This window comes from Liquorilactobacillus cacaonum DSM 21116, assembly GCF_001436735.1.
Taxonomy (GTDB): Bacteria; Bacillota; Bacilli; order Lactobacillales; family Lactobacillaceae; genus Liquorilactobacillus; species Liquorilactobacillus cacaonum.
Genome location: NZ_AYZE01000005.1, coordinates 150,797 through 162,946, shown reverse-complemented (window position 1 = coordinate 162,946; position 12,150 = coordinate 150,797). Strand labels below are relative to the sequence as shown.

At 37.0% G+C, this 12,150-nt stretch carries 7 protein-coding genes; 1 reads left to right on the top strand and 6 read right to left on the bottom strand.

Features of this window, described 5'->3' with window-relative positions; all coding sequences use genetic code 11:
• Positions 1-132 precede the first annotated feature (132 nt).
• Positions 133-960 carry an undecaprenyl-diphosphate phosphatase gene (locus FC80_RS01230; protein ID WP_057828332.1) on the top strand — a complete coding sequence of 276 codons (828 nt, stop codon included), beginning with the start codon at positions 133-135 and terminating at the stop codon, positions 958-960.
• A 105-nt stretch (positions 961-1,065) separates the two neighbouring features.
• On the opposite strand, the gene FC80_RS01225 is transcribed toward FC80_RS01230, so the two are convergent.
• The 6 genes from FC80_RS01225 to FC80_RS01200 all read right to left on the bottom strand — a co-directional run bounded on the left by FC80_RS01225 (position 1,066) and on the right by FC80_RS01200 (position 12,004).
• Entirely contained in the window at positions 1,066-2,490 is a 1,425-nt protein-coding gene (locus tag FC80_RS01225; protein ID WP_057828331.1) for a glutamate synthase subunit beta, read from the bottom strand.
• Positions 2,491-2,503: 13 nt separating this feature from the next.
• On the bottom strand, positions 2,504-6,973 hold the full coding sequence (gltB, locus tag FC80_RS01220; RefSeq protein WP_057828330.1) for a glutamate synthase large subunit: 4,470 nt from the start codon (positions 6,971-6,973) through the stop codon (positions 2,504-2,506).
• 323 nt (positions 6,974-7,296) lie between these two features.
• The gene (locus FC80_RS01215; protein WP_057828329.1) at positions 7,297-8,256 is read right to left on the bottom strand and encodes an ABC transporter permease; all 960 of its coding nucleotides are present in this window, start codon (positions 8,254-8,256) and stop codon (positions 7,297-7,299) included.
• Positions 8,256-9,335, bottom strand: coding sequence for an ABC transporter permease (locus FC80_RS01210; protein ID WP_057828328.1), 1,080 nt, complete (start codon positions 9,333-9,335; stop codon positions 8,256-8,258). Before FC80_RS01210 ends, FC80_RS01215 begins: the two co-directional genes overlap by 1 nt.
• A 13-nt stretch (positions 9,336-9,348) precedes the next feature.
• Positions 9,349-10,872, bottom strand: a complete 1,524-nt coding sequence (locus tag FC80_RS01205; protein ID WP_057828327.1) for an ABC transporter ATP-binding protein — start codon at positions 10,870-10,872, stop codon at positions 9,349-9,351.
• A gap of 145 nt (positions 10,873-11,017) precedes the next feature.
• Positions 11,018-12,004 carry a BMP family lipoprotein gene (locus FC80_RS01200; RefSeq protein ID WP_420806301.1) on the bottom strand — a complete coding sequence of 329 codons (987 nt, stop codon included), beginning with the start codon at positions 12,002-12,004 and terminating at the stop codon, positions 11,018-11,020.
• Positions 12,005-12,150: the final 146 nt, after the last annotated feature.

Here is a 12,150-nt window from a genome sequence, read left to right as displayed (position 1 = left end):
CAAAGAGTCATATTGTTTAACTTCTATATTCCATGTTTAATATCCTCCCATTTATAATCTAAATTGTTTATCTACTTAAAATGAAGTATTATGATAAGGTGAAAAACTTTTTAGTTATGAAGGAGAAGTTATATGTTTGACATTATTAAGGCAATAATTTTGGGGATAGTCGAAGGTGTTACAGAGTTCTTGCCAATTAGTTCAACGGGACATTTGGTTTTAGTAGATGAATTTATTCAGATGGAACAATCTAAAGCATTTGTGGATATGTTCAATGTGGTAATTCAACTGGGTGCAATCATGGCTGTTGTCGTTATCTATTTCAATAAATTAAATCCATGGGCTACCCAAAAAAGTTCACTTGAAAAAAAGCAAACTTGGACATTGTGGAAAAAAGTTATTGTAGCTGTTATTCCATCTGTCATTGTTGGGTTACCATTAAACGATTGGATGGATGCGCATTTAATGAATTGGTTGGTTGTTTCAATTGCATTAATTTTTTATGGAGTCCTCTTTATCGTTATCGAAAATCGTAATGCACAGACCCAACCCAAGTTCTCAGATTTAAATACCTTATCTTATAAAACTGCTATTACAATTGGTTTATTTCAAGTTCTCTCGTTAATTCCTGGAACTTCGAGGTCAGGCTCTACCATCCTAGGTGGGATTATGGTAGGAACTTCGCGTTACGTTGCAGCTGAATTCTCATTTTTCTTAGCTATACCTACAATGTTTGGGGCATCTTTGCTAAAACTCTATAAGTTTTTCAAACATGGCGGAAGTTTAGCTGGGCTACAAGGTGTAATTCTTGCCGTTGGTGTACTTGTATCCTTTGTAATCGCCTATATTTCCATTAGATTCCTACTTAATTACATTAAGACAAAAGATTTCAAAATTTTTGGTTGGTATCGAATCATCCTTGGCATTATCGTAATTGGTTATTTTCTGATTTTTCACTAATACTATAGAAACCAAAAAAGACTAGGTTTTAACCTAGTCTTTTTTACATCTAACAATAAATGCATATTATAAAAAGATGGTGTTCCACGTGAAACCTTAAAGCCATTAAACCTTAACTTGACAAGACTGATCAATCATATCAGCAGCCATTCGTCCTTCATAGATACCCCAAATTACAAGGCTAGCTCCACGACGCGCATCTCCTGCCACATACACTCTTTCTTGATCTGTTGTAAAGTCCTTGTTCATTTCGGTAATATCGAATGCATCAATAACTGAACGTTCAGCGCCAGTAAAGCCAAGCGCAATCACTACAAAATCTGCATCCATTTCTTTTTCCGTTCCAGGAACCGGCTTATATAAACGTGCTTTACTCGTAATTACCTTCTTAACTTTCCCATTTTTTCCTTCAAACCCGATTGCAGTTGTTTCGTAAATTGTTAAATCTTCAGCAATAACGCTATCAGCTTCTTTTTGACCATAGCCCTTCTTAGAAATGATTGGCCATTCTGGCCATGGATTACTTGCCAAACGCTCTAATGGTGGTTGGCGGCTAATCTCAAGTTGCTTAATATCTGTTGCACCTTGTCTTACTGCAGTAGCAATACAATCAGTGGCAGTATCGCCTCCTCCGACAATCAGAACCTTCTTACCAGCTAATTTCTGACTTGCAGCAACACCGTCATGTAAAACTTCTTTCGTAGCCAATGTTAGATAATCCAGGGCTTGCATAATACCTTTCAATTCTCGTCCTTCTCCATTAATATCACGTGCTTGACGTGCACCAACAGTTAACAATACTCTAGCATAATTTTCTTTTAGTTCATCGGCGGTAATGTCGACACCCACATTAGTATTGACAACAAATTTTATTCCAACATCTTCCATTACTCGAATTCGACGTGCAACAATATCCTTAGGTAACTTCATATTTGGAATCCCGTACATTGCTAAACCGCCTGGAAGATCATCTTTTTCAAAGACAGTTACTTCATAACCATACTTGTTAAGTTGCCAAGCTGCAGATAACCCAGTCGGGCCACTACCGACAATCGCAATCTTAATACCATTTCTATGCAGTGGCATCCCACTTTCTCTAACCCAATCAAATTTAAAACCTTGTTCAATAATGAATCGCTCATTATCTTTAATCGTAATTCCTTTACCATGTAACGCTTCATTACATGCGGCTTCACAAGGAGCTGGGCATACCCTCCCTGTAAATTCAGGGAGCGGATTAGTTTTAGTCAGCCTTTCAAAAGCGCGTTTATCTTCGTTACGGTAGACCAAATCATTCCATTCAGGTATCAAATTATCATTTGGGCATCCACTAACCGCCTTCCCACCAGCATAGAAGAAACCAGCATGACAATGCGGAACTCCGCAGTTCATACATCTAGCAGCTTGCTTACGTCGCTCTTCATCACTCAATGCATTTTGCATCTCTGCAAAGTCCTTGATTCGTTCCTCCACTGCGCGTGTAGGGTTATCAACACGTGGGTACTTTAAAAAACCAAACGGATCTGCCATTTTCGCTTCCTCCTTACTTAATGATAGTTGGTTGAACGCCTACAATTTCATCAAACGCTTTTTGTTTTAATTGGTCTTCAGTAAAATCATCTTTAGCGTATTTTGCCATAATTTCGTTGATACGTCTAAATTCTTTTGGATAGACTTTCACAAAATGGCTCGCTTCAAATTCCCAATTATCTAAAATAAACTTAGCTTTTTTAGAATCAGTATATCTAAAATGTTTACGCAACAAATCTTTTACAACTTTTTTGTCTTTTTCATTATTAATATCAAACAATTCAATCATTTCATAATTACATTGTTGCGGAAAACTTCCAGCAGGATCATAGACATATGCAATTCCTCCAGACATTCCAGCTCCAAAGTTTCTACCAGTGGACCCTAAAATTAGAGCAGTTCCATTGGTCATGTACTCACATCCATGATCTCCAATTCCTTCTGCAACAACATCTGCACCTGAATTTCTAACACAGAATCGTTCACCCGCACGTCCGTTGAAAAAAGCTTCTCCACCGGTTGCACCAAAACAAGCAACATTGCCCACAATTGGTGCATTACTATACAATTGCTGAGCGACCCTAGGTGCACGCACAACTAACCGTCCGCCACTGAGCCCTTTACCAACATAATCATTTGCTTCACCAGTTAATTCAAGTTCTAACCCTTGCGTAATAAATGCACCAAAACTTTGACCAGCAACACCTGTATATTCGAATTTTATTTGCCCCGCAGGTAAGCCAATATTCCCAAAACGCTGTGCAATCCAGCCGCCCATTCTAGCACCAACAGTCCGCATTCGGTTATTAATCGGTTGCTTTATAACAACTGGTTGTTCACTTGCTAATGCCATTTCTGCAAAAGCATTCAATTCTGGCCATTGATATTTAGGAGCAAACGGATCAACCGATTTACGCTCAATTCCTACTGAAGTAGTCAAAACACGTGAAAAATCAAGCGATTTAGCCTTACCTTTTGCAATAAACCTAGGTGTTATGTTTTCAGTGTGGCCTACCAATTCGTCAATTGTCCGATAACCCAAAGTAGCCATTTCTTCACGTAAATCTTGCGCAATAAATCTCATACAATTTTTTACGTGCTCTGGTTTTCCTATAAATAGCTTACGCAATCCAGGATTTTGGGTAGCAATCCCTGTAGGACAAGTATTAAGACTACATACTCGCATCATAATACATCCAATTGATACTAAAACTAAGGATGCAAAACTAAACTCCTCAGCGCCAAGCATGATTGCAATTGCAACATCTCGCCCTGTCATTAACTTACCGTCCGTCTCAATTGTTGTCCGTTGACGCAAGTTATTTAATGCTAATGTCTGATGAGCCTCCGCTAGACCCATCTCCCATGGTAACCCTGCGTCTCTGACAGAATTTCTTGGTGCCGCACCGGTTCCACCATCATATCCACTAATCGTTACTTTATCAGCGCCAGACTTAACAACCCCTGTCGCAATCGTCCCAACCCCAGTACTTGAAACCAACTTAACAGTAACTTTAGCAAATGGATTAACTTGTTTTAAGTCATGAATTAGTTGTTTCAAATCTTCAATGGAATAAATGTCATGATGAGGTGGTGGAGAAATCAGTCGTACTCCAGGAACAGAACCACGAATTTCAGCAACCCAGGGAAAGTTCTTCGTGCCAGGTAGCTGACCACCCTCACCAGGTTTTGCTCCTTGTGCGACTTTAATCTGCAACTCCTCAGCACTCATCAAATACTCGGCATTAACACCAAACCTAGCCGAAGCAACTTGCTTTATCTTACTATTAAGATTCCTACCATCTTTTTGTGGTTTAAATCTATTACGATTTTCACCACCTTCTCCACTATTACTTTTAGCATTTAATTCATTCATTGCTTGAGCAATACATTCATGTGCTTCCTTGGAAAGAGAACCAAAGCTCATTGCTCCCGCCTTAAATCTTTTAACAATTTGACTCACCGGTTCAACTTCTGACAAGGGCACAGCCCCATGTACTCCCTTGATCTCCCAAAGAGAACGTAACGTAGTTGGTGTTTCTAGTTCTTCTTGCTTCATTTCAGCAACATATTCTTTGTAGATTTCATAATCTCCAGTACGTACAGCTTGTTGGAACTTGTACATTGTCAACGGATTATACAGATGGTGCTCTCCATCATATCTGTATTTAAAACTTCCACCAGCAGGCAAATCCTCAATCGCTCTTGTATTGAATGCCTTGCGATACCTTGCCAAGTACTCTTCTTCAATTTGGTTTAAGTTTAATCCACCTATTCGACTTTCAGTTCCCGTAAAATATTTACCAACTACTTTTTCTGAAAGCCCGACTGCTTCAAATAATTGTGCTCCTTGGTATCCAATAATTGTAGAAATACCCATTCTGCTCATTACTTTGACAATTCCTTTTTCAGCAGCCTTCCGGTAATTCTCAAGATTATCACCTAAATCATACGAAAGTAAGGTTGCATATGCTCCATAAGGATGAATTGCGGAAGCACCGTAACCAAGTAAAGTCGCAAAATGATGAATTTCACAGGCTTCACCAGTGTCTACTAAAATCGAAGCCAATTCCCGCTTACCTTTTCGGACTAAATAGTTATTTAACCCAGAGACTGCCAATAATACTGGAATTATTAGTTGTTCTCTTGTAGCTCCTCGATCACTTAAAATTAATAAATTAGCACCTTGTTCAAGTTTAGATTCCGCATCTTTAAACATATCATCCAGCGCTTGTTCCAACCTATTAGGTCTTTGCGCAATATCATAACAAATAGTTACAATCGCTGCTTTAAAGCCATTTTTACCGTTCAAATGGCGTAGTTTTTCATAGGACTTTGAGTCCAAAATTGGCGAATCCAATTTTATTTTTTTTGCATTTACTGGTACGTCTTTAGTGATGTCTCCATCTGCACCTAAAAACATCTCTGTTCCAATTACAAGTTTTTCTCGAATGGCATCAATTGGTGGATTAGTAACCTGTGCAAACTGTTGCTTAAAATACGTAAATAATGATTGTGGTTCTTTACTTAAAACTGCTAAAGGAGAGTCATATCCCATTGAAATAACAGGTTCTTCTCCTTTTTGTGCCATCGGAATCAAAGCGTCACGAATAACATCTTCAGTGTAGCCATGCCGCCGCCAAAGAGTCCTTAGCGCACTTTCCGAAATGTTTTCATCAACATCAGCTTCAGATAAATCATCAAGCGTCAATTGTTCATCTTTTAACCATTTAGCATATGGCTGATTACTTGAATATTTTTCCTTAATTTCAGCTGTTCTGTAAAATTTACCCTCACTAGTATCAACAAGAATCATATCAGCAGGTCCTAGAATACCTTTTTCAATAATATCCTCAGGTGCAACATCATAGACACCAGACTCAGAAGCAACTACTAAAAAATTACCCTTCACAAGATTATATCTCGAAGGACGTAAGCCATTTCTATCTAATGCTGCACCAACTTGCACTCCATCTGTGAAACATAATGCTGCAGGCCCATCCCATGGTGCCACAAATCCAGCATTATATTCATCAAATGCAGCTTGCTTAGCAGACACATGAGCATCTTTCCCCCAAGCTTCTGGAACCATCATTAATAAAATTTGTGGAATATCTCTACCATTACGATACAAATATTCCATACAATTTTCTAATTTTGCAGAATCAGAATCTTCGTCATTATAAATCTCTATATTATGACTTACCATCCAGTTTTCTGCCCTTTTCAATGTATTAATTTCTCCATTATGAGCAATAAATCTAAAGGGTTGAGCCCGTTCCCAACTTGGAAAGGTATTTGTTGAAAACCGTGAATGAATCAAAGCAATTGCAGATTCCATCGTTTGATCATGTAAATCTGGGAAAAATTCCCCCACTTGATATGCATGTAACATTCCCTTGTAACATATAGTTCTGCTTGATAAACTCACAATTGCAAATTCTTCAGCAGAAAAAGTCTTCTCTAAGTGTCTACGTAATCGATACAATGTATCTTCATATTCTCTTCCGGCTTCAATATCAGATGGTTTGCCAATAATAACTTGAACAAAACCCGGCATTGTTTTCTGAGCAGTTGGCCCACAACTTTCATAAATATACGGAACATTACGTGCGCCAATCACATGAAATCCTGCATTAAGAACTTCATCTTCAATTGACGACAACATTGCTTCTTTTTCATTTTTTTTCTGCGGTAAAAAAAACATTCCAACTGCATATTCTCCAAACGCTGGTAATTTCAGGTTATGTTCATTAGCATATGTCCTAAAGAAATTATCTGGCATTGCAAATAAGATTCCTGCCCCGTCGCCTGTATCTGGCTCGGAGCCAGTACCACCACGATGATTCATTCTTCTTAACATAATAAGAGCGCGTTCAATTAATTCATGACTTGCTTTTCCGTCAATTTGGGTAATAAATCCCATTCCACAAGCATCATGCTCAAAGGAAGGGCTGTACATCGTCTTATTGAATTTCTCCATCTCAGTTCCCACCTTGCTAACAATCTGACCTTAATAAAATAAAATATAGATTAAACAGTCTAATGTTCTTTTAATTTTAATTATAAAGCATAAAAAACACAAGAGTAATGGTACTATTGTTTGGATTCAAAAGAAATCTAACATCAAATGTTAATTATTTTTAGCTGTACTTACATTTTATACTTTACTAATAGTTAATATACAATCTTCCGTGTAACATAAATCCGTAAGATTTTATTATCAATAAAAGAGACTAGATCGTATATCTTCGACCCAGTCTCTTAGTAAAATTCATTTTTTTATTTAGTTGCTAAAACTATATGTTATTCACCCTTAATATAATTTTGTCCATCCGCAGCTGGTGCCACTGCTTTTCCTAAGAATATCACCAAAACAATAATAGTAATTGCATAAGGAGCTATTTGGAACCAGACAGAGTTGACATGTGACAAAATAGGAATATATGCTCCAATAATAGGTAAACTTTGAGCCAATCCAAAGAATAATGCTGCTCCGGTCGCGCCAAGCGGATTCCATTTACCAAAAATCATTGCAGCTAAAGACATAAACCCTTGACCTGAAATTGTACTTGCTGAAAAATTCAAGGTAATCGATTGTGCCATCACAGCACCACCAATCCCACCAAAGAAACCAGAAATTAAGACTCCCATGTATTTGTACTTAATCACATTAATTCCTAAAGTATCCGCAGCCGTTGGATTTTCACCAACAGACCTCATTCTCAAGCCAACACTTGTTTTAAAGAAGAAGAACCAACATATGAATCCAATAATAATGGCTATAAATGCCACAAGTGATGTATTTGTGAATAAAACCTTACCTATAAATGGAATTTTAGACAGAATTGGAAATGTAAAATCACCCATACTTTGATTGATAACGGGTGTTTGTCCTTTACCATTATAAATGACCCTTGTTAAGAAGACAGCTAGTGCAGGCGCCATTAAGTTTAAAACAGTACCACTTATTATATGATCCGCACGGAAAGTCACTGTTGCAACAGCATGTAATAAGGAGAACACCAATCCAAACAAAGCACCTATTAATAAAGACACCCAAGGAGTGATACTTCCCAAAGTACTTGCAAACGTCAAATTAAAAACTGTACTTCCAAATGCACCAATAATCATCATACCTTCAAGTCCAACATTAACAACACCGCTTCTTTCGGAGAAAGTTCCTCCTAAGGCAGTAAATATTAGAGGTGCGGCATAGACAAATGTTGTTGAAAAAACTGTCATTAAAATAGTTGTCAAACTCACTATTTTGCACCCCCTTTTCTTGCTTTATTTTTACCTTTAAACCAACCCTTTTTCACCATTATCTCAAATGCATATTTAATTCCAACGAAGAAAATAATTGAAGCAATTACAATATCGACAATCTCACTAGGTGTATTCGAATAGACAGATATACTCAACCCACCTATTTGCAAAGCTGAAAACAACAGTGCGGCAAAAACAATTCCAATTGGATTTTCCGCTGCCAATAATGCAACAGCCATTCCGTTATAGCCAACATTAGGAAGGTTATTAGAAACCGATATGTTTTCGTAATTTCCTAAACCATCAATTGCACCGCCTAGCCCAGCCAATAATCCCGATATAAGCATAGCAATAATAATTGTTTTCTTAACACTAATTCCTGAATATTGAGATGCTGATTCATTTAATCCGACAGCCTGAATTTCAAATCCTGATTTAGTTTTATTGAAATAAAACCATACCAAACCAACGACCGCTAATGCAATGAAAAATCCCCAGTTAAATGTAGAATTATCTGTAATATGTTGTAGAAACTCTGTATTTAAATTAGCTTTAGAAACGATATTTGGTGAAGAATCACTTCCCTTGCTTGCAAGCCAACTTTTCACTGCAAAGTTGACAACATACAAGATAATATAATTAAGCATGATAGTAGTAATGACTTCACTGGTCCCAAAATATGCTCGCAAAATACCAGCAATCATAGACCATATACCACCAGCTAGTGCACCACATAACAGCGCACCAATTATAAGAAGTATTGCTGGTAAATACGAAAATTTAAGCGTAAATACTATTGCTCCAAACCAACCAATTAAATACTGTCCTGGACCTCCAATATTAAAAAATCCAGCTTTACTAGCAACTGCAAATCCTAAAGCCGTGAGAATTAAAGAAATCATATTTCTTAATGTTTCACCTATTGAATAAATCCCACCAAGTGAACCAATTAGCAGGTTTTGGTAATTTTGAATTGGGTCATATCCAAATATTAGCATCAAAATTGCACCGACAATAAAACCGGCTAACACTGAAACTAAAGGTATAACCAATCCTTTAAGTGATTTAGTATGCACTGTTTTTTCTCTCCTATCCTTGTTGACCTACTGGCGTTTTTCCAGCCATCATCAAACCTAATTCCTCACTTGATGTATGTTTTGGATTAATCTCACCAACAATCTCACCCTCATGCATTACTACAATTCTATCGGAAAGTTTCAAAATCTCATCAAGTTCAAAACTAATCAAAAGAACTCCTCGTCCTGCATTTCTTTGTTCTATAATTTTTTCATGAATATACTCAATTGCTCCAATATCGACCCCACGAGTTGGATTAGCAGCAATTAAAAGATCTGGATTTGCGGAAATTTCTCTGGCAACAATTACCTTTTGCTGATTACCACCTGAAAGATCTCCAACTATCTCTTTTTCACCTTGCGAACGAATATCAAATTCCTTAATAAGTTGTCTGCCTAGCTCGTTTATTTTTCTATAATTTAACAATCCGTGCTGACTAGCAGGTTTTTGGTAATAATTTTTTAACACTAGATTCTCAGCAATTGTAAACGGCAAGATTAGCCCTACATTTTGACGATCTTCAGGAATACACCCCACTCCTGCTTCTGATATCTTACGCGCACTCAAATTCTGTAATTCTTTTCCCTTTAGTTTGACCGTACCTTTTTTTATTTTGCGAAGTCCTGTAATTGCCTCAATCAATTCACTTTGGCCATTTCCATCAACTCCAGCAACTCCTACAATTTCACCACTATGCACTGTCATATCCAAGTCTTTAACTTTCAATAGTCCATGGGCTTCTACATTCAATTTATTAATCGCTAATATTGTTTCCGATTTATCAGTTGCTTCTTTATCAACTGCAAAATTAATCTTTCGGCCAACCATCATTTCTGCAAGTGTTTCTTCTTTTGTATCCCCAACTTGCACAGTATCAATAACTTTCCCCATTCTGATTACAACACAGCGATCAGCTACTTCTTTGATTTCCTTAAGTTTGTGAGTAATAAATATTATAGAATTACCTTCTGCAGCAAGAGCTCTCAAAATTTTAATTAGCTGTTCAATTTCTTGTGGTGTTAATGCTGCCGTTGGTTCATCAAAAATAAAAACATTGGCTTGTCTATACAAAGCTTTCATGATTTCAACACGTTGTTGCATACCAACAGTAATATCACGGACCTTTGCATTAATATCAATGTCTAGATGATATTTTTCAGCTAATTTTTTTATATCTAAAGCAGCCTTCTTGTAGTTTATCTTTGTAGCCTTTGTTGGTTCATCTCCCAGGATAATGTTTTCAAGTACTGAAAAAGCAGGTATTAACATAAAATGTTGATGCACCATTCCAATACCCAATTTTTTTGCATCTCGTGGATTATCCATTTTCATAACTTGACCATTAATCAGTATCTCACCTTCAGTTGGTTGTAATAGCCCAGAAAGCATCCCCATTAATGTAGACTTTCCCGCACCATTCTCACCCAAAAGAGCTAAAATTTCGCCCTTCCCTAGCTGTAATGAAATATCATTATTTGCTTTATAACTACCAAATTGCTTTGTAATGTGTCTCATTTCGACAACATATTCTTCCATACGGTCTTGGTCCTCCTTATAATTCATTAACTTATCCTATGCATTAAAATGGTGAAGAATTGGTAATCTCCCCCCAATACTTCACCATTTTATAAAACAATTGTCAATCATACTGGCAAATTTGCTTTGTTATTTATAATTCTAATTACTTAGGACTAACCTTTATTGTTCCATCTTCAATCTTCTTCTGGTATGACTGAACAACTTTCCATGCACTTGCAGACATATTATCATTCACAAGGCCCACACCATTACTCTTAAGATTGTATGTTACAGTCTTTCCTCCGGGGAACTTGCCCTTCATTGCATCATTTGAAAGATCTTCAACAGCTGTTCCGACCTTCTTAATAGCAGATGCTAAAGTAACATTTCCGCCTTTATATTTACCATCGGCCTTTTGATCTTGATCAACACCGATAACCCAAACCTTCTTGCCATTCTTCGCAACGTTCTTTGCTGCAGTGAAAACCCCTGCACCTGTACCACCAGCTGCTTGATAAATAACATCTTCATCATTATTGTACATAGCAGTTGCCAAAGATTGACCAACATCTGCCTTTGTAAATGAACCAGCATATTTTACATCAATCTTAATCTTAGGATTTACTGCCTTAACACCTTGTTCGAAACCTTTTTGGAATGTTGTAATCACATCACTTTGCATCCCACCAATAAATCCAACTTTATTTGTTTTTGTAGTTTCAGCTGCCGCTACACCCGCTAAAAATGAAGATTGTTCTGTCTTAAATGTTACCGACGCAACATTTTTTCGGTTACTTACAACTGAATCAATAATTGCAAAATTAACGTCTGGATTTGCTTTCGATGCAGTTGTAATCGCATTATCAAGCTTATAACCAATACCGAAAATTGTTGCATATTTTGCCTTAACCAATTTGTTAATATTTGGCAAGAAATCTGAATCATCAGTAGATTGAGCATAATTATACCCGTTAATACCCTTTTGAAGGCTGTGGCTCTTACCCCAACTCTCTAAACCTTCCCAAGCAGATTGGTTAAATGACTTATCATCAATCCCCCCGCCATCAGTTACTAAAGCAGCTGAATGCTTTGTTCCTTTACTAGACGATGAACTATTTCCACAACCGACAAGAATTGCTCCTGCCATCATTGTTGCAGCTAAAACTGCTAAGACTCTTTTTTTCACTAAAATACAGCCCCCAAAATTTAATTTTCTTAATAAATCAAAGTATACACATTAACCCGTCTAAAATCAATATGTTTTTTTATAAATCCGAAAAATCGTTCGCTTTTTAC

Bases quoted from the DNA above. Each gene is read 5' to 3' on its own strand.
- FC80_RS01230 (WP_057828332.1), top strand. From the start codon at position 133: ATGTTTGACATTATTAAGGCAATAATTTTGGGGATAGTCGAAGGTGTT.
- FC80_RS01200 (WP_420806301.1), bottom strand. From the start codon at position 12,004: ATGATGGCAGGAGCAATTCTTGTCGGTTGTGGAAATAGTTCATCGTCT.
- FC80_RS01225 (WP_057828331.1), bottom strand. From the start codon at position 2,490: ATGGCAGATCCGTTTGGTTTTTTAAAGTACCCACGTGTTGATAACCCT.
- gltB (WP_057828330.1), bottom strand. From the start codon at position 6,973: ATGGAGAAATTCAATAAGACGATGTACAGCCCTTCCTTTGAGCATGAT.
- FC80_RS01205 (WP_057828327.1), bottom strand. From the start codon at position 10,872: ATGGAAGAATATGTTGTCGAAATGAGACACATTACAAAGCAATTTGGT.